Here is a 19,730-nt window from a genome sequence, read left to right on the forward strand (position 1 = left end):
TTATAAGGTTTTAATAGCTAAGAAACACTAATAATCATGCCAAAATAACACTTTTTAAAAGAAGATAAAAAGTCTTTAAGATAGATTTATATTTAAATAGGATATCGTTACTTTATAAAACGACTATGCCAACTTTCACTAGCAGGCACTTCCCAATTTTCATTGAATTCCTTAATATTAGCCACCAAATTATTGAAGACAATGGTGTTTTTAGATACGGCTTTGTCTTTGGCCATTTTTCTAAAATCAGTTAAAGACTTATACGCTATATATGCGCCTTGTTTGTAGGATACATTCATTTTATCCATCAAATCTACGTTGTAATCTTGTTCTAATTGTTGAATAAAATGAACGGAGGCGTCTATAGAACAACCCGTTGCCACATTCATGCTTTGATTTAACCCTAAAACAATAAAACGCTTATATTTAACAACATAACCCGCTTGTAAATCACCTCCATGAGCTGTCCAGTTTTCAATAAACGTTTCAAGCTTTGATTGTATTTCCTCTAATTCTTCTTCAGTAAACGAGCGGTTGGCTTGATAAATCCAAACCCGTGATTCTTCTGGTAATGTATTGAAATCTACTAGCATGTTTTCTTTTTTTAGTCTCAAGTATATGTTTTACAAATCCTGAGCGTTAGCAATAAGTTCTGCGATGTCTAAAACAGCAACAGCATTTTCTTTTTCTTTGGCTTTTACACCGTCTGTCATCATGGTATTACAAAACGGACATCCGGCAGCAATAATCTCTGGTTTGGTTTCCAGAGCCTGTTCTGTACGTTCTATATTTACTTCCTTATCCCCTTTTTCAGCATCTTTAAACATTTGTGCGCCTCCAGCACCACAGCATAATCCGTTACTTTTACACTTTCGCATTTCAACTAATTCAGCTTCCAACTTTTGAATCAGCTCACGTGGTGCCTCATAAACATTATTAGCACGCCCTAAATAACACGGGTCATGGAAAGTGATTCGCTTACCTTTAAATCTACCACCCTCAACCGTTAATCTGCCTTCTTCAAATAATGACTTTAAAAACTGTGTATGATGTAGCACCTCATAATGACCGCCTAAACCTGGGTATTCGTTTTTTATGGTATTAAAACAATGCGGACAAGCAGTAACAATCTTTTTAATATCATAGGCATTTAAAACCTCAATATTGGTAGCAGCCTGCATTTGAAATAAAAACTCATTTCCTGCGCGCTTGGCTGGATCTCCAGTACAGCTTTCTTCAGCACCTAAAACAGCAAAGTCTACATTCGCCTTATTTAATAATTTCACAAAGGCTTTTGTAATTTTTTTTGCTCGGTCATCAAAACTTCCAGCACATCCCACCCAAAACAGTACTTCGGGTTGTTTGCCTTGCCCCATATATTCGGCCATTGTTGGTACTTTGAGTAGATTGCTCATGTGATACATTATGTTTTTTGCGTTAGGGATTGAGCTATTGTTGGAGCTCCTTGAAAAGAGCGACTTGCGAAAGCCCGACCCTTGTGGTAACGCCCTTATTATATAATTATTCGTTTTTCCAGTTTAGCCTATCCATTTGATTGTAAGGCCACGGTGCACCATTGTTTTCTATATTGGTCATCATAGTATTAAGCTCTGCTGGTGCAGCAGATTGTTCCATAACCAAATACCGGCGCATATCTAAAATGATAGATAATGGATCTATACTTACAGGACAAGCCTCTGTACAGGCGTTGCAGGATGTACAAGCCCAGAGTTCTTCTCTTGTTATATAATCATCAAGAAGTTGTTTACCATCCCCCTTAAACTCGCCATTATTTGCATCTATATTTTTACCCACCTCTTCCAGACGATCTCTGGTATCCATCATAATTTTACGCGGTGATAATTTTTTGCCGGTTAAATTTGCAGGACATTCACTGGTACAACGTCCGCACTCTGTACAGGTGTAAGCATTGAGTAATTGTACCCAATTTAAATCTTGTACATCACTAGCGCCAAATTTTTCTGGAATATCATCCTCACCACCTTCAGCGGGAGCTGCAAACGGATCGGCATCAGGATCCATCATCATTTTTACTTCATTGGCTACCGCCTCTAGGTTATCCATTTGTCCTTTAGGTTGTAATTTTCCGTAAAATGTATTTGGAAACGCCAGTAAAATATGTAGATGCTTTGAAAAATATAAATAGTTTAAAAAGATGAGAATACCAATAATATGCAGCCACCAGGCACCTCTTTCTATAAGATGCAGTCCATTTTCTGGCATACCTTCAAAACAGGGTGCTATAAACTGACTTATAACATTTCCTGAGTTTAAACTTTGAAATTGTGAATCGGTAGCATTCATAACTAAAAACAGAGTCATTAATACCACTTCAAAATACAGAATTAAATTACCATCTTGTTTAGGCCATCCTGACATTTCACTTTTCATGAAACGTGCTAATTTGATAACATTTCTTCGTACCCAAAATACGGTTACTGATACTAAAACAAGACAAGCTAAAACCTCAAACGTTCCTATTAAAAAACCATACACGGAAATGGGCAATACTTTTAATCCTATACGATGTGTACCAAATAAGCCATCAAGAATGATCTCTAAAACTTCAATATTTATAATAATAAAACCAATATAAACAATGACGTGCAGCACCCCAGAAACAGGACGACGCACCATTTTGCTTTGCCCCAAGGCAATCCTAATCATGTTTTCCCAGCGCTGAGATTGATTATCTGACACGTCAATATCTCTACCTAGTTTTATGTTTCGAATAAGCTTTTTTACATTTTTAGCAAAATAGCCTATCCCTAAAACGAGTATAACGGCAAATAAAACGTTGGAAATATATGACATGATTATTCAGTTTCTTCACCCTCTTGATATGGAATTTCTTTTTTTGAAAGAATTCTAAAATATCGTTTTGGATGTAATTTTATATCACGTAATAAGGCCTCAAGTTCTTGACTAGCCCCTTGAAGATTATTATAAAGCGCCTCATCTTTAAGTAATTTACCCATTGAGCCCTCACCTTTCTCCATACCAGCCAAAACACTATTTAAGGTTTGAAGCGTCTTATTTAATGAGGTAACCGTTTGGCCAATTTCTGCATTTTTTAATTCTTCTGACAATGCCGCCAAATCAGCACTTGTGTTTTTAAAATTCTCAAGAATGGCAGCAATATTCTCATCATTTTTATTGAGCAAACCATTCACTGAATTAGAGGTATACTTTAACGATTTTAAGGCTCCATTTAACTCTGCGATGGTAGCCTTTAACCCTTTTTCAGAATTGTCTTTCACTAACTCATTCATACTTATTAAAAGCGTATCTGTTGCTCTTAATGTAGAATTTAATTCACTACTAATACCCGAAAAATTCTTAGACAAACTAGTTACCAAACCAGGCTCTACGTAAGATTGTATAACATCGCCTGACTGAGCAATTTCTCCATCATTTTCAACAAGGATGGCTAAAGCGCTCCCTCCCATAAGTCCCGTTTCGTAAAGTTTAACCCTACTGTTTTTTGAAAATTTTAATTGACTGTTTACAGCAAAAGTCACCCTTGTTTTACCAGAGTCATAGTCATAGGCAATATCCTTAATTTTACCAACCACATTACCTTTAACCGTCACCGCCGAGGACTTGGAAAGTGCATTATATTCAAACTCTGTATAATATATATTTGAAGAATCTAGTAAATTTTGACCTTTTAAATAATTAAACCCAACTATAAAAAGTGCGATGCCTAATATAACTAGAATACCTGTTTTAACTTCTCTTGTTACTTTCAAAATAGCTTAATTTGAAAAGCAAATTTAATATAAATTTGAAAAGAACACGCTTAATTTGCAACTGATTTTAACGCCTCGGTCAATGCTATTTTATGACCATCTTTAAAAGCAACGATAAAACAGGACGTATAACCTTTTTGTTTTGCCTCTTGTTCAAGCTGCTTTATCATGGAATAATTTGAAGTGTTTCCATAAAAATACTTATATAAATTACCTTGCTTCTCTTTAGATACACCTTGTAACCCCTTAAAGTTAAAAGGTGCTGTATCTATCGATTTTGAACTTGCAGCAATTTGTACTTTAAACGTAATGTTTGTGTTTATAGCAGACTCTGATGCTTTATTAGTCATTAAGGCCAAATTACCCACATTGGAATCTATACTTTTCTTATACTCTAAAACAGCATCAGCAATAGATTTTGATATTTGCTGTTGCCCTTTTTTAGAATTTAAATAAGCTCCTTCTTTTTTATACGTTAAAAACCCTGTTTCTACCAAAACACTTGGCATCACTGTTTGATGCAATACTATGAAGCCCGCCTGCTTAACGCCTCTATTCTTCCTTTTTAAAGTATTGGTAAACTTATCTTGTATTAAACTGGCCAACATAATACTTTGATCTAAATATTCTTCTTGGCTTAAAAGGATACTCATTACCGATTCTGGTGAATTAGGATCAAAACCAGCATAATTTTCCTCATAATTATCCTCCATAAAAATTACAGAATTCTCTTTTTTTGCAACCTCAAAATTAGTTTTATTCCGATGGGTTCCTAAAACAAAGGTTTCTGTGCCATGGGCTGCAGAATGATGTGAATTACAATGTACCGACACAAACAAATCTGCATTAGCTCTATTGGCTATTTGCCCTCTAACAAATAAATCTATAAATGTATCTGTCTTGCGGGTATAAACTACTTTTATATCAGGATGACTTTCAAGCATCTTACCAACGGCTAAAACCACCTTTAAGGCAATATCCTTTTCTTTAAAACCATTCCCAATATTACCTGGGTCATTTCCACCATGACCAGCATCTAAAACAACTACAAACTTTTTATTGCTAGGCACTTCATTATCAACGGTAACAAATGAAGAGCAAAGTAAAACACTTATTAGAGATACGAAAATGGCTAATTTATACGTTTTCATGAGGTAAATTCTTTTTAGTTTTAAACACTAACTCTCCTAAATCAATACTATTTTATTTTTTTAGAAACATTAACAAGTTGTAATCTATGAACTTAGCGAATAAAAAAACTCGGTCTATCTATCAAACTCTTTGAGAGCTGTTTTTATTTTAATTTTTTAATTGAATATTAAATCAATCACAGAAAAATATATGTAATTTTGGCTTTTCAAAAACCGAGCCATACTTTTACAAAAATACATTTAAAAGCGTTGCACACAAACAACTTTAAAATACTTTTTGCGCTAAGTTTTACAGTGTTTATTAACATGTTAAGCTTCGGTCAAGACATCCCTAAAAAGGAAAAAAAAATAGACCGACTGGTCATAGAGACCCAAGAAAAAGATTCGCTTAGTGTTACTTCTGATAGTCTTGCATTAACTGAAATTTCAGAAAAAAGCCAAGACACTACCATAATTGATACTATCATCCCTAAAAAAGAGCTTTTAGAGAATGTTGTAGATTATCATGCTGACGATTATACCAAATTCAATCAGAAAGAACATAAACTCTACTTATATAATCTGGCCAGAATTGAGTATGGAGACATGAAAATTGAAGCAGGAGATATTACTATTGATTATAATAAGAATACGGTATATGCTAAAGGCATTGTTGATTCTACAGGTGCTTATGAACAAAAACCTGTTTTTTCTCAAGGTAGTAATGTGGTTGAGCCCGATTCTATTCTTTTCAATACTGAGACTAAAAAAGCGCTTATTTATAATTCTCAAACAGAACAAGGAGATGGTACTGTAATTGCATCAATTACAAAAAAAGAGAATGACTCTGTTTACTTTATTAAAAATGCTAAATATACAACTGCCGAAGACCTTGAAGATCCTGATTATTATATAAAGCTTAGAAAAGCAAAGGTGGTACCAGGAAAAAAAATTGTAACAGGTTTAGCCAACATTTTTATATATGATGTACCTACCCCTGTTGGATTGCCTTTTGGTTTTTTTCCACAAAGTGAGACTCAAACCTCGGGTATCATTTTACCTACTTTTGGAGAACAAAATGATCGGGGTTACTTTCTTCAAAATGGAGGATATTATTTTGCTATTAGTGATTATGTAGATTTAACTGCTTTGGGTGATTATTACACCAACGGTAGCTATGCGTTAAGAATGGAAAGTACTTATGCTAAGCGCTATAGGTTTCGAGGTAATTTTGGGTTTAGGTATGAAAACTTAATTGTAAGTGAACGTGGTTTTCCAGACTATGCTAACAGTACCATTTATAATCTTCGATGGTCGCATAGTCAAGACTCAAAGGCTAACCCTAGCTCTAGGTTCTCTGCATCAGTAAACTTAGGTAGTAGCAAATATTATCAATTATCACAAAACAATAGTAATGTTGGTAACCGTTTAAACAACAACTTATCTTCTTCTATATCTTACTCTAAAACATTTTCAGGAGAACCGCAAGTTAATTATAGCCTTACTGCCACCCATTCACAAAACACACAAACTCAGGTTATCAATATGACGCTGCCTACATTTCAAGGTAGTGTTGGCAGAATGTATCCGTTTGCAGCAAAAGATGGTTCAAAAAAAGGAATTTTTCAGAATATAAATTTCCAATATAATGTGCGTGGGGAAAACAGAATTCAAACCACAGATTCTTTATTTTTTAAAAAGGAAATGTTTGATGATGCCAAGGCTGGCTTTCAGCATACCATTCCGTTAACAACCAACTTCAAAGTATTTAAACATTTTAGTATCAGTGCTGGAACTAGTTATAATGAGGTTTGGACCTTTAAAACGATTGAAAAAGCATACAATCCTATTGCCGAAACTGAAGTAGTTACCGACATTAATGGCTTTGATGCCTTTAGAACCTATAATTTTAGCACAAGTTTAGGTACCACCGTTTATGGAATGTTCAATTTTGAAAAAGAAGGAAAAGATTCAAAAATTAAGGCCATAAGGCATGTTATGCGCCCCTCTGTAAGCTATAACATCAATCCGTCATTCAGCAAATACTATGATTCTTATGAGGTTATAGACGCCGATGGCACTACGAGAAGTGAAGTAGAGTACACCCGATTTGAAGGCGGTATTTTTGGAACACCTAACAAAACCTTTTCTAGTAGTGTAGGGCTTTCGCTTTCTAATAATTTTGAAGCCAAAGTAAGAGATAAAGATAGTACGGCTACTGAAGCCAAAAAAATCATACTACTCAACAACTTAAATTTTTCAACAGCTTATAATATTGCCGGAGATTCACTCCAATGGAGCCCTGTAAGAATGAGTGGTGGCACACAGTTTTTTGATAATAAACTGAGTATCAATTTTGGAGCCACTTTAGATCCTTATGCGTTAGACAATAATAACAACAGAATTGATAAATTTAATATTGAGAATGGGGGGAGCCTCTTTAGGTTGACCAGTGGTAACTTAACCGCAAGTTGGTCTCTTTCAAATAAAAACAAGAAAAAGGGTGATGAAGATGATGACAGGTTAGAAGAAAATCTTCGTGGTGGAGGTAGAGCCGATGATTTGTTTGGTGTGTCTGATGATTATTCCAACCAACAAATGGGTAAAAAGAAAGACGATAAAGACAAACCACCCTCTGAGCTTTACAAACATAAAATTCCTTGGAGTTTAAGGCTGGCTTATGCTGTAAACTACTCAAATAACAGAAGGCAAAATGAAATATCGTCGCATTCACTAATGTTTTCTGGTGATATTGAACTCACAGACAAATGGTCTATTGGGGGATCTTCTGGTTATGATTTTAAGAATTTTGGTTTTACACCTACACAACTTCGTTTTGAACGCGATTTAATGAGTTGGCGTATGAATTTTAGCTGGACCCCCTTTGGACCGTGGAAACAATGGAATTTCTTTATAGGTATCAAATCTAGCCTACTTCAAGATTTAAAATACGAAAAGCGCAGACAACAAGACCTTCGTCTTTAATATAAATTGTTTAATCACGTAAATTATTTCTAAATGAAAACAATTATAACCACAGCAAAAGCCCCCGCGCCTATAGGTCCTTACAATCAAGCCGTATTGAGCGGAAACACATTATACACTTCTGGCCAAATAGCTATAAATCCAGAATCTGGGGCATTAGTTTTAGATGACATCACCTCCGAAACCACTCAAGTGATGCACAATATATTGGCTATTCTTGAAGCTGCAGGCATGACCTTTAACCATGTTGTTAAATCTTCTATATTTATTAGTAACATGGATGATTTTGCTGAAATCAACAATGTTTATGGTAGCTTTTTTAATGATGAAATTGCGCCAGCTCGTGAAACAGTTCAAGTAGCTCGATTACCTAAAAATGTTAATGTAGAAATTAGTGTTATTGCTGTAAAATAATACCAAGTTAAGCTGAATTTTTAGCCTTAGCATGTTTTCGTATTAAGGCTTTTAATTTATCTGTTTCAATAGGTTTCGCCAAAAAATCATCAATACCCGCCAGTTTAGCATTTTCTATATCCTGCTCAAAAGCACTAGCGGAAACAGCAACAATGGGCGTACCTTCTATTTTATATTTCTCAGTTTCCCGGATTAATTTAGTAGCCATTAGCCCATCCATATCTGGCATATAGATATCCATAAACACCATATCAAAATCTAAAATCTTATAGAGTTCAAGTGCTTCACGCCCATTTTTAGCGAAGGTACAATCTGCACCTTGACGCTCTAATAAAAACTTAATTACTTTTTGATTTGTTCTATTGTCTTCGGCCACTAAAACCCTAAACTTATTAAGCTCTACAGGTTTACTCTCTACATCAGCTGTTTTAATATTTAAGGTCTTCTTTAACTGCAAACTAAAATAAAATGCAGACCCTTCGTTCTCTTTTGTCTCTAATTTTAATGTACCACCTAATAAGCTTACCAATTTTTGAGAAATGGAAAGCCCCATACCTCCTCCTCTATAATCCTTTATTAAATGGGTATTATAATGTGAGCTTTCATCTTTGGGGGCTTTAAAAATTTGGGTTACTTCATGGTCTCGCATGCCAATTCCAGTATCCTTTACATAAAACGTAACAATTTGATAATCATCAATACCAACAGACTGATCAACAATGACAGACACCTTCCCTGAATGCGTAAATTTAATCGCATTATTTATCAAATTAATTAAAACCTGTTGTATTCTCACCGTATCACCTAGCGTAAAAAACTTATCCTTCTCTTCAGATAAGAACCTATATTCAAAAGCTAATCCTTTATCAAAAGCCTGATATTCAAAAACCTTAAAAAGCTTAGTTAAATCAGCCTTTAAATCCATCGCTTTTAAATTTAATTTAATTTCATCCTTTTCAACCTCTGCATTTGATGTCACCATATTTACCAATTGTAACAAATGCTTAGACGAATACTCGGCAATCTCAATTTGAGCTTGTTGATTCGCATCTAAATCTGTTAACTTTAGCATATTAAGCATTCCTAACACGGTACTAAGTGGTGTTCTAATTTCATAACTCAAATTGGTCATGTATACAGAATTATAATCTAACATTTTTTCCGTAGACTCAAATCCTGCTTTCAATTCCCTAATTCTTAACTCTAAGTTTTTAATTTTAACTTCATTTTTTAATTGGTTTTTTAAGAAATATTGTAATCCAAAAACCTGAATTATAGCCAAAATAAATAAAAACAAGGCGGCACTCTCTGTATATATCTCTTTTTCTAAAAAGGTATAACCTATTAGTAAAATACATGCTATAGAAAGGAATATAAAAAAGGACAATTTCCTTTTAATTTTTATAGATTTTATAAAATTAGGAACCAAATTCACCGATTTCGTTTATATTTTAGGTTAAATAATAACGCATCTAATTTACAAAACTATTTCTTAGCTTATAAACTTCCTACTTCTTTTAAATTTTGGTAATTTTAGACTTCGATTTTTTACAGTATATGAGAATAGAACATGATATAAAATTAGGGTTTAAAGATGTTATGATTCGCCCTAAGCGATCCACTTTAAGAAGCAGATCTGAGGTAGATTTAGAACGCACATTTAACTTTCTCCATAGTCCATTAATTTGGTCTGGCATCCCCATTATGGCAGCCAATATGGATACTGTTGGTACTTTTGATATGGCGCATACCTTTGCAGCGAGAAAGTTATTCACTGCTATTCATAAACACTACTCACTAAAATCATGGACTGAATTCTCTGCAAGTTTATCTCCTGGTATGGAAAATTATATTGCCATTAGTACAGGTATTGGCGGGAATGACTCTAAAAAACTATCAGACATTTTTAATATCAATCCTAATTTTAAATTTATTTGTATTGATGTCGCCAACGGATACTCAGAACATTTTGCAGATTTTGTAAAAAAAACCAGAGACAACTACCCTGATAAAGCCATTATTGCAGGAAATGTGGTTACAGGAGAAATGGTTGAAGAGTTATTGTTATCTGGAGCAGATATTGTAAAAGTGGGTATTGGCCCAGGTTCTGTTTGCACCACGCGTGTAAAAACAGGGGTGGGTTACCCGCAACTTTCGGCAATTATTGAATGTGCTGATGCTGCTCACGGATTAGGAGGACAAATTATAAGTGATGGCGGTTGTTCCTTTCCTGGTGATATAGCCAAAGCCTTTGGTGCTGGAGCAGATTTTGTGATGCTTGGAGGCATGCTTGCTGGGCATGATGAAAGTGGTGGAGAAATGATTAAAAAAAACGGTAAACCCTATCGGAAATTTTATGGTATGAGTTCTGCAACCGCTATGGAAAAGCACGTAGGAGGTGTTGCCGAATATAGAGCGAGCGAAGGAAAAACCGTTGAAGTACCCTACCGAGGTGCCGTAGAACAAACATTACAGGATATTTTAGGCGGTTTAAGAAGCACCTGTACCTATGTTGGAGCGTCACGACTTAAAGAACTGACCAAACGTACCACTTTTATAAGAGTGAATGAACAGGAAAATAGAGTTTATAATGACTAACCATAGTTTTTAAACATTTACAATAGAACCTATAGAACCGCTAGTATTTGTTGTAAGTTGATATATAAATTGCGGTTTTAAATTGGGCTCTTTTCTATGAGATACATATAAGATAGCAGTTTGAGTTTCGCTGGCAATTTTATTAACCAATTCGCAAAATAGAGTTGCATCATGGTCATCTAAATCATTTGTAGGCTCATCCAACACAAGTAGTTTAGGCTGTTTCACCATGGCTCTTGCTATTAATATTAATCGTTGATACCCTTTGGATAATGACAGAAATGGTTGCTTCCTCAATTCATAAAACCCCAAAATATTTAACCACTGCTTCGCAACTAAAATTTCGCGCTCATTAGGATATTTATACAAGCCAATAGAATCATAAAATCCTGAAAGCATCATATTTTCAACTGAGTCTAAACGCCTAAATCCACGTAAATATTCCGAAGAAAAACTCCCAATATGCTTTTTAATATCCCAGATACTTTCCCCACTTCCCTTTTTAAATCCAAACAATGTAATATCCTGCTGATAAGCTTTAGGATTTTCACCCGTTATTAAAGATAATATTGTGGTTTTACCCGATCCGTTTTTTCCAATAAGTTGCCAAAACTCTCCTGATTTAATCTCCCATGAAATATTGTTTAGAACACAACGCTCCTTATATTTTATGCTGACATTTTTAAACCGCACCAAAGACTCCTCTTTTTTTACATTTTCAGGCTTCGAGTATGGTATTTGAAACCTAAACCTGGACGTATCTGTAGGCTTGCTTTCGTTTTGTAGTTCAACCAAACGATTTTTACCCTCTATCCGATAAACCGTTTCTATAAAAGGTAAAATATCAGACCTTCTAACCGCCAACTGAACCAATGGTATATGGTTTGCTATTTCTGTTAGATTATGTTTTAGCTGTACCTGAGCTTCTGTATCTAAACTATCATAAATATTATCAACAATAAGATACTCTGGGTTTTTAGAAATAATATAATCTAAAAGCGCTTGTTTTCTTTCCCCTTGAGAGGAATGCAACAACGAATTCTTAACCTGAGTTTGAACTAAATAGATATCATGCCTTATTTCTTCTGAAATCAACTTATTAATTGTCTCTTCCGAAAAAATGGCAGGCTTTAAATGCTTAAGACGCGGTAGAACAGCTCCAGAAACTAAACGCTTTACAAATTCAACCTTGTTGTCTTTATTACTCAAATAAAAAGCAACATGGTTCATAGGTATAACAAGTGTAAACTAAAATTCTATAAATCTTTGGTATGAAAAGGAACTAATCCATCAATAGGTCTTCGTTCAAAATTACCTACTTTGAATCCCATTTCTTCTGCCACTTCTTTAATTTCTTTTTGAGCAAAATACGCAATTGATCCGGCAAAGTGAACTGGCACTATTTTTAGTTCTTCTTTATATTGCATAATCATATTTTTCGCAAACAACCTTATACCATCTTTAATCAACTTAATGGTGTATTCTGAATCTTTATGAAGAAACATAAATTCAGCAAAATTGGCTAAATACGCATTAGGGCTGGGTTGTTTATAAAGATTATATTTAATAAAATCAGCATCCATATTAAACTTAGACCCAAAAGCCACTTTTACATTTTCTGGCATGTGATTAAAATAATAATCTCTTATAAGTTGCTTGCCATAATAATTTCCTGAAGCATCATCCATAAGGGTATACCCAAGTGACTTAACACGTTGGTGTAATACTTCACCATCATAATAACTACAGTTTGACCCTGTTCCTAGAATGCATACAACGGCAGCTTCTTTAGGATGATTTATTGTAGCATAAACCGCGGCTAAAGTATCCTCATTAACCTCGATATGGGCATTAACAAAAATTTGTTGTAATACGGTTTCTAGTAATTCGCGTGCGTTATCTGTACCACAACCTGCGCCGTAAAAAAACACGTGGGTTACCTTTTTTCTATTTTCTTTTAATTCTTTACTCTTTGTTATAATCTTATGGAGTTTTTTATCACTTAAAATTGCTGGATTAAGACCTTTAGTCCTAATCTTTTCCATAAGTTTATTTCCGTTATAATCTACAGCTAACCAATCTGATTTTGTAGAACCGCTATCAACTATTAAAACCATACTCTAAGATAAAAAAACTCCACAGTTTATTGTGCTTTAAACACAATATATCTGCGGAGTTAATCATTATTTATTTTTATTTTTATTTCACAGATGCAATGTGTTGTGCTAAGTCAACCAATTTCGTTGAATAACCAAACTCATTATCATACCAAGAAACTAATTTTAAGAAGTTATCATTTAACGCAATACTTGCTCCTGCATCAAATACACTTGTTAGTGATTCAGACACATAGTCTTGAGATACAACAGCTTCTTCAGTATATCCTAAAACTCCGTTTAATGGGCCTTCTGACGCAGCTTTTAAAGCAGCTTTTACTTCATCCCAAGATGCTGATTTTTCAATTCTTACAGTTAAATCAACCACTGATACATCTGGAGTTGGTACTCTAAATGCCATACCTGTTAATTTTCCATTCAATTCAGGAATTACTTTACCTACTGCTTTAGCTGCTCCTGTAGAAGAAGGAATGATATTAGCTAATGCAGATCTACCACCTCTCCAGTCTTTTCTTGAAGGACCATCAACAGTCATTTGAGTAGCTGTAGTTGCATGAACTGTAGTCATTAAACCTTCAACGATACCAAAGTTATCGTTAATTACTTTAGCTAAAGGTGCTAAACAGTTTGTAGTACAAGATGCATTTGATACGATAGTATTTTCAGCTGTAATTTTATCATGGTTAACTCCCATTACAAACATTGGTGCATCTGCAGATGGTGCAGAAATAGCAACTTTCTTAGCCCCTGCAGTAATGTGCTTTTGTGCTCCTTCTAAAGTTGTAAAAATACCAGTACAATCTAAAACAACCTCAGCCCCTACAGCATCCCATTTTAAATCTTCTGGGTTACGCTCAGCAGTAATTCTAATTTCGTTTCCATTTACTACTAAGTTTCCATCTTTAATATCAACAGTACCGTTAAATCTGCCGTGTACAGAATCATATTTTAACAAGTATGCTAAATGCTCAACGTCTAATAAATCGTTGATTCCTACTATTTGGATATCTTCTCTTGAAGCTGCTACTCTAAAAGCAATTCTACCAATTCTACCAAATCCGTTAATTCCAATTTTTAATTTTGACATAATCGTGTTTATAAATGTTAAGTGCTCATGATATCTGAGACACGCAATAATTCTAAATTTATTTTTGTTTTTCCTTTAATAGCATTATCTAAAGGCGTTAATTCCATTTTTCCGTTTTGTAAGCCCACCATATAATTGCTTTGTCCTTCAAGGATGGCTTCCACAGCTTTTACGCCCATTCTACTGGCTAAAACGCGATCAAAACAAGAAGGTGCTCCACCGCGTTGCATATGACCAAGTACTGAAACTCTAACATCATAGCCTTCCATGTTTTCATCAACATAATCTTTTAGTTCAAAAATATTTTTACCTATTTTATCCCCTTCGGCAACAACCACAATACTAGATGTTTTACCTGATTTTCTACTTTTATTTAAAGAATCTACCAATCTATCTAATCCTAAATCTTCTTCAGGAATTAAAATTTCTTCAGCACCACCAGCAATTCCAACATTTAAGGCTATATGCCCTACGTCACGCCCCATTACTTCTATAAAAAATAATCTGTTATGTGAACTTGCTGTATCTCTAATTTTGTCAATAGCATCAACCACTGTGTTTAGAGCTGTATCAAACCCTAAAGTGTGAGAGGTTCCGAAAATATCATTATCAATGGTTCCAGGAATACCCATCACAGGAAAACCAAACTCTTGGTTGAATATAAGTGCTCCTGTAAACGATCCGTCTCCACCAATAACCACTAATCCATCAACTTCCGCATCCATTAAACTTTGGTAAGCTTTTTGTCTTCCCTCCTTAGTTCTGAATTCTTTTGATCGGGCAGACTTTAGCATGGTGCCCCCTTTATTGATAATTCCTCTTACACTTCTGGCATCTAACTCTTTAAAGTCGCCTGTTATAAGGCCTTCGTATCCTTGATAAACGCCGATACATTTTATATTATGATAAGCACAGGTTCTAACAACAGAACGAATGGCTGCATTCATTCCTGGAGAGTCTCCTCCCGAAGTTAAAACGGCTAATTTATTTATTTTTTTTGGCATTAATTTTTTCTTTTAGACGCGTAAAATTACTAAACAAAAACCAAACTTTTATGACATTAATCACTTTTTAATAATACTTTAAACTATAACGTTTTAGTTTTACAAAAAAATGTAACAAACTAGTAATGATGAGGAAAGACGCCTTATTTCTCGGCAGAAGATTTTACTGAAATATATTCTGGAAGCACATTTTCTTTTTCAGACTCTTCATTAGATTGCTCCTGTAAATCGTTGTCATCATTTTTAACAAACAACTTTTTAATAAGTTCTTTAAAGGTATCAAAATCCACATTATAAGAAACTCCTACACCCTGTGTGTACCCTATATCTTCTCCAAAATACCTAATACTGTTCTCCCTGTTGAACACATTTGCTCTTAAATTTCCTTCATCATTAAGCATAAAAGAAATTTCCACATCACCAGCCACTACAGTTTGTGTAGCACTTCTGCCGCCTACGGGCACGCCTACTTTTCCATTAATGGAAACTTTGTCACTTAGTTGTGTTTGCAGTGTTACCCCAAATCGATCATCTGTTTGATAATCAGGCCTGTTTGATCCCGCTTCATAATTTAAACCTATATTAAATTTACTATCACCTCCAGAGAAAATACCATTCACAATACCATTAAGTCTTTCCGCAATGGTCCCTGAAAAATTAATATCATTGAGACCACTTGAAAATGCCCCAGTGGATAACAAAAATAACGCTTGATTCTGTTTATCTTCTTTAGACTGTAATCTATAATTAAGCTCAGACTTAACTGTTGAATTAACATTAGGAAATTCAAAATCAAATTCAGGCTCTGGCTGTTCTAACTCACCTACTAAAGCAATTTGAAGTTCTACTGGAATACTTCTGTTGATTGGAGAATCTAAAAGTGGAGATGGGTTAGCCTGGGTTTTATAAATAGCCAACATATCTATTCTAGCTTTTAAAGGATCACCTTCCCAATTTATGTTTCCTCCTGGTTGTACAATAAACTCTTTTTGTACTAAACCGCCATATGCAAAATTATAAACCCCTTCAAAAACAGAAAAATCGCCCCACATATCAAACTTACCATTGGTATTTATTTCAATAAGCAAACCGCCTCTACCTCTTCCTTTTAGAGAATGCCCTGTAGTTTTATCAATAATAAGTTCTACTTCAGCCTGTTCGGTAACATCTAAATCAAAATCTAATTCTAAACCTTCAATTTCATTAAATGTGAGTTCTATACCTGCGCGCTGCGCTTTTTTCTCTTCTGGAGTTATAAAATGGATAAAACTACTATCACCAAAAGAAGCCGAATCACTTAGAGGTATTTTAAAAACGGTACCACTTCGTGTTGTTCCAGATACGCTAATGACTAATTGCTCTGTGGGTCCCATAATGCTGGCACGACCACCTATAAATGCTGTGCCGTAGTATAGAGACTCTTCTTCTTCCTTAGTATCTAAAATTAACAACCGGTCTGTATTAATATGTAATCCTAAGCCCCATTTTGAAAAGTTATTATGACTTATAAAGCCATCAAGCTCTCCTTTTGAATTGTATTTAGTATCTGTTAACTGAATTTTATTAAAAATAAAGCTTTGCTCCTTTAAGGTTATAGAAGTATCTTCATTAAAATCAAAATCAACATTTAAATAAGGTATTCCCAGCCCTGCCTTTTTTAGTTGCAAATCACCATTAATATCAGGACGCTTTAAGTCACCCTCAACTTTTACAACACCTGTTGCTTCACCTCTAATGTTACTTAATATCCCTGCAAGCAAAGGGTTTAATGGGAATAAATTAAATTTATTAAACTCTAAATCAACATCAATATTAGAATAGTTATTATAAACATTAATATCGCCATGTGCCTTGAACGATTTTGAGTTATCATTCTTAATTTCGGCATCTACTTTATAATTGGTAAGGGTTTCATTTCCTGTTATGGTGGCGTCAAACGAGCCCAACAAAAATTCATTGACTTCCAAATCATCTATTACAATGGTTGAATTTGGCAAATAACTACCATTTTGCTGAACAATATCAAGTTTACCATTTACATTTCCTCCTAGCTTTAAACTATCAATAGTTGGTGTTATTTTTGCTAAATCTACATTAGTAAAGTCTAATTCAAGATCTTTTTGCGTTGAATCTATAACCACTCCTGAAAGTGCGATTTCTTCCTTGTTATGATTTACTTTAAAGGTTTCTATATCAAATTTAGACAATGCTTTATCGAATGAAATTTTATGCTTATCATCATTATTTTCATTGATAAACCATTTGTAATTTTTTATTGTGAAATCTGATTTTTTAAAACCTAAAACCGATTTGTTTTCTTCATTTATAGTGTGATAGAAATTCAAATTATACTGATCTTCCTTGGTCTTACCACCATGAAATTCTGTACGCATAAAAAGAGTATCATTTACGGTAATGTTGATTAGGTTAAAATCTGAAACTTCATAAAAATTAGAATTTAAATCGGCTATTTCAAGATAACTATCAAAAACGGGATTACTATTATCTACCTGTAACTCTATATCATCTGCTAAATAATCAAAAACCTTAATTCTTGGCGACCTAAAGGTTAGCTTAAACTTTTTTGAATCACTTTCAACTCGCCCTTTTATAAAAGTATTTTTTCCCAGTTCAACTTCTGGGTAAAAAACTTCTATAATTTTATTATAAATTTTAAAGTTAAAATTTATATGCTGATCTGTACGTACCTCATGAGGTTTGTAATTTGAATAGGCATAACCAATAGAATTTTCAAACAGCTTTTTTATATCTCTCAAGAAAAAATGCCCGCTTAACTCGCCTTCAACAATATCTGGCGAATTAAACGTTACATACCTAAGACTATCCTGAAATTTTGATCTTATTTCAAAGGCGTCAAATGAATAAGTGTCATTTTCATTCTTATAAACCGTGTTTTTAAACAGTAATCTTCCATAAAAATCATCATAGCTTCCTGCATTCATATTCATATTCACTTTACTTTTGAATATGGATATACTGTCTTTTTTTACAAAATTTAAAGTATTCAAATCGGCATAATCTACTACGGCTTCAAAATCATATTTTTTAACATTATCAGAAAAATCAACCAATCCCGTAAAATTCATTTTTAAATTACGGTCATTGACATTAAGGTTTCCATCAAATATTTTATTCATTATATTACCAGAAACCCTTACGTTTTTGTAATCATACCCGTTATAAACCAATTGAAAAATTTGACCTTTAACTCGAGTATCCAGTTTTTCAGCAGTAAAACCTTTTCCGTTAACATCAAAATTCAACGACCCTATTCCTATTTTTGAATCCCCTAAAAATGTTCCAAAATCAAACGCTTCAAAAATGACATTCCCTTTATAAACGCCATTATCTATATCGTCAATTTTATTAACTTCTAGGGTAGAATCTACAAAACCTAATTCTGTATTTATTTTGATATCGGCAATCACTTTTTGAGATGTTATTTGTGTATTACCCACAATTGAAAATTCTCCAAGTGTTTCAAAAGATGACGGTATAGCATCACCCAATACATTTGGCAGCATGGCTTTTAAATCACGGTAGGTTGAACGAAGCGCCCTGAAATCGCCATTCATGTAAAAATTGTGCGGTTTAGGGTTAAATAAATTTTTAAAATTTAGATTGCCATTTGCGTAAGTACGACTTCCTGAACTTAACTTTAAATTTTGGGCTTCTAAATTATTTAGAGTCCCCGATAAATCAACACTGAACTTGGCTCGCTGATTGGTGCCAAATTCATTATAAAAAATATTTAATTCATCTAATAACAGATTTGAATCTTTAAAACTGGCCTCTATTACTACTTTATCTGTAAAAAATTGAAGATCTTCCCTTTCGTATAAAAATTTTAAATCGCCTTGTAAAACAGAATACGGCGTTTTTAGTTGAAGGTTAGCAAACGTCATATCGTTTAGGGTATATGCAAAATCTGTCATCAAATTTTTCATAACCAAGCCCCTACTTTCCTTAAAGCCCAGGGTGTTTATTCTGGCACTAACGTCACTACCATATATTAAAAAGTTAGTAGCATTAATATTTAAGTCGTCAAACCGTACTAACTGTTCTGTTTGCTTATTTTCATTTGACATGATAAAAATACCATCATAAATAGACACATCACTAGACGATAGTAAGAATTCGCTTTTTCTAGTGCGAGGAGTGTCATCATCAAATCGACTCACAAAAACATCAAGATTAGTTTCTGTGGCTGCTTTATACGTTTTTATATGAAATAACAACCCTTCAACATCAATATCACCAAAAACTAAATCGCCTTTGGCTAAATTTGCAAAACTTAAAACAGAGGTGTTAAGTTCATTGACTGCAATGAGGGTATCTTTTTGGTAATCTTTTATCAAAATCTCTTTTAGCTCTACATCACCATTAAACTGCATGCTCACGCGTTCAATTTTAATATTGGTTTTAAAATCTTCATTAAGCCTTTTGGTAACATAACTTCCAAGCCCCGTTTGTACAAACGGAATGGACAATATAAGCACCAAAATAATGAAGAGCATTAATAAAATGCCTACAATTTTTGATACTATTTTTAGAAGTTTCTTGATAGCTGTTAAAGTTATAAGTTTATTAAGAATAAACTA

At 33.9% G+C, this 19,730-nt stretch carries 14 protein-coding genes; 3 read left to right on the forward strand and 11 right to left on the reverse strand.

Annotated features, from left to right (window positions below; genetic code table 11):
* Positions 1–107: 107 nt before the first annotated feature.
* From FGF67_RS02980 to FGF67_RS03000, 5 genes are all read right to left on the reverse strand, one after another.
* On the reverse strand, positions 108–593 hold the full coding sequence (locus tag FGF67_RS02980) for an ABC transporter ATPase (RefSeq protein ID WP_139694984.1): 486 nt from the start codon (positions 591–593) through the stop codon (positions 108–110).
* 30 nt (positions 594–623) lie between these two features.
* Positions 624–1,415: a (Fe-S)-binding protein gene (locus tag FGF67_RS02985; protein WP_139694985.1), complete on the reverse strand. Its 792-nt coding sequence runs from the start codon at positions 1,413–1,415 to the stop codon at positions 624–626.
* Positions 1,416–1,521: 106 nt separating this feature from the next.
* On the reverse strand, positions 1,522–2,835 hold the full coding sequence (locus FGF67_RS02990; RefSeq protein WP_139694986.1) for a (Fe-S)-binding protein: 1,314 nt from the start codon (positions 2,833–2,835) through the stop codon (positions 1,522–1,524).
* A 2-nt stretch (positions 2,836–2,837) separates the two neighbouring features.
* Positions 2,838–3,773 (reverse strand): MlaD family protein, encoded by a 936-nt coding sequence (locus FGF67_RS02995; protein WP_139694987.1) that lies wholly within the window; start codon positions 3,771–3,773, stop codon positions 2,838–2,840.
* A 50-nt stretch (positions 3,774–3,823) separates the two neighbouring features.
* Positions 3,824–4,924, reverse strand: coding sequence for an N-acetylmuramoyl-L-alanine amidase family protein (locus tag FGF67_RS03000; RefSeq protein WP_139694988.1), 1,101 nt, complete (start codon positions 4,922–4,924; stop codon positions 3,824–3,826).
* A 198-nt stretch (positions 4,925–5,122) separates the two neighbouring features.
* Here FGF67_RS03000 and FGF67_RS03005 point away from each other — a divergent pair, with 198 nt between their 5' ends.
* Both FGF67_RS03005 and FGF67_RS03010 read left to right on the forward strand, forming a co-directional pair.
* Positions 5,123–7,888 (forward strand): putative LPS assembly protein LptD, encoded by a 2,766-nt coding sequence (locus FGF67_RS03005; protein WP_139694989.1) that lies wholly within the window; start codon positions 5,123–5,125, stop codon positions 7,886–7,888.
* 33 nt (positions 7,889–7,921) lie between these two features.
* Positions 7,922–8,302 (forward strand): Rid family detoxifying hydrolase, encoded by a 381-nt coding sequence (locus tag FGF67_RS03010; RefSeq protein WP_139694990.1) that lies wholly within the window; start codon positions 7,922–7,924, stop codon positions 8,300–8,302.
* 7 nt (positions 8,303–8,309) lie between these two features.
* Here FGF67_RS03010 and FGF67_RS03015 read toward each other — a convergent pair whose 3' ends face one another.
* Complete coding sequence (locus tag FGF67_RS03015) at positions 8,310–9,689, reverse strand: response regulator (protein WP_139694991.1); 1,380 nt, start codon at positions 9,687–9,689, stop codon at positions 8,310–8,312.
* Positions 9,690–9,859: 170 nt separating this feature from the next.
* Between FGF67_RS03015 and FGF67_RS03020 the strand changes: the two genes are divergently transcribed.
* On the forward strand, positions 9,860–10,900 hold the full coding sequence (locus tag FGF67_RS03020) for a GMP reductase (RefSeq protein ID WP_139694992.1): 1,041 nt from the start codon (positions 9,860–9,862) through the stop codon (positions 10,898–10,900).
* 9 nt (positions 10,901–10,909) lie between these two features.
* Here FGF67_RS03020 and FGF67_RS03025 read toward each other — a convergent pair whose 3' ends face one another.
* From FGF67_RS03025 to FGF67_RS03045, 5 genes are all read right to left on the reverse strand, one after another.
* Positions 10,910–12,109: an ABC transporter ATP-binding protein gene (locus FGF67_RS03025; RefSeq protein WP_233243988.1), complete on the reverse strand. Its 1,200-nt coding sequence runs from the start codon at positions 12,107–12,109 to the stop codon at positions 10,910–10,912.
* Between the two features lie 47 nt (positions 12,110–12,156).
* Entirely contained in the window at positions 12,157–13,017 is an 861-nt protein-coding gene (locus FGF67_RS03030) for an N-acetylglucosamine kinase (protein WP_139694994.1), read from the reverse strand.
* A gap of 82 nt (positions 13,018–13,099) precedes the next feature.
* Positions 13,100–14,104, reverse strand: coding sequence for a type I glyceraldehyde-3-phosphate dehydrogenase (gene gap / locus FGF67_RS03035; RefSeq protein ID WP_139694995.1), 1,005 nt, complete (start codon positions 14,102–14,104; stop codon positions 13,100–13,102).
* 17 nt (positions 14,105–14,121) lie between these two features.
* Positions 14,122–15,108 carry a 6-phosphofructokinase gene (gene pfkA, locus FGF67_RS03040; RefSeq protein WP_139694996.1) on the reverse strand — a complete coding sequence of 329 codons (987 nt, stop codon included), beginning with the start codon at positions 15,106–15,108 and terminating at the stop codon, positions 14,122–14,124.
* Positions 15,109–15,251: 143 nt separating this feature from the next.
* Positions 15,252–19,646 carry a translocation/assembly module TamB domain-containing protein gene (locus tag FGF67_RS03045; protein ID WP_139694997.1) on the reverse strand — a complete coding sequence of 1,465 codons (4,395 nt, stop codon included), beginning with the start codon at positions 19,644–19,646 and terminating at the stop codon, positions 15,252–15,254.
* Positions 19,647–19,730 lie beyond the last annotated feature (84 nt).

The sequence above is a fragment of the Allotamlana fucoidanivorans genome (assembly GCF_006265225.1).
Lineage (GTDB): Bacteria > Bacteroidota > Bacteroidia > Flavobacteriales > Flavobacteriaceae > Allotamlana > Allotamlana fucoidanivorans.

Coding starts and splice junctions, on each gene's coding strand:
- FGF67_RS03010 (WP_139694990.1), top strand. CDS start 7,922: ATGAAAACAATTATAACCACAGCAAAAGCCCCCGCGCCTATAGGTCCT.
- FGF67_RS03020 (WP_139694992.1), top strand. CDS start 9,860: ATGAGAATAGAACATGATATAAAATTAGGGTTTAAAGATGTTATGATT.
- FGF67_RS03045 (WP_139694997.1), bottom strand. CDS start 19,646: ATGCTCTTCATTATTTTGGTGCTTATATTGTCCATTCCGTTTGTACAA.
- FGF67_RS02990 (WP_139694986.1), bottom strand. CDS start 2,835: ATGTCATATATTTCCAACGTTTTATTTGCCGTTATACTCGTTTTAGGG.
- FGF67_RS03030 (WP_139694994.1), bottom strand. CDS start 13,017: ATGGTTTTAATAGTTGATAGCGGTTCTACAAAATCAGATTGGTTAGCT.
- FGF67_RS03000 (WP_139694988.1), bottom strand. CDS start 4,924: ATGAAAACGTATAAATTAGCCATTTTCGTATCTCTAATAAGTGTTTTA.
- FGF67_RS02985 (WP_139694985.1), bottom strand. CDS start 1,415: ATGAGCAATCTACTCAAAGTACCAACAATGGCCGAATATATGGGGCAA.
- FGF67_RS02980 (WP_139694984.1), bottom strand. CDS start 593: ATGCTAGTAGATTTCAATACATTACCAGAAGAATCACGGGTTTGGATT.
- pfkA (WP_139694996.1), bottom strand. CDS start 15,108: ATGCCAAAAAAAATAAATAAATTAGCCGTTTTAACTTCGGGAGGAGAC.
- gap (WP_139694995.1), bottom strand. CDS start 14,104: ATGTCAAAATTAAAAATTGGAATTAACGGATTTGGTAGAATTGGTAGA.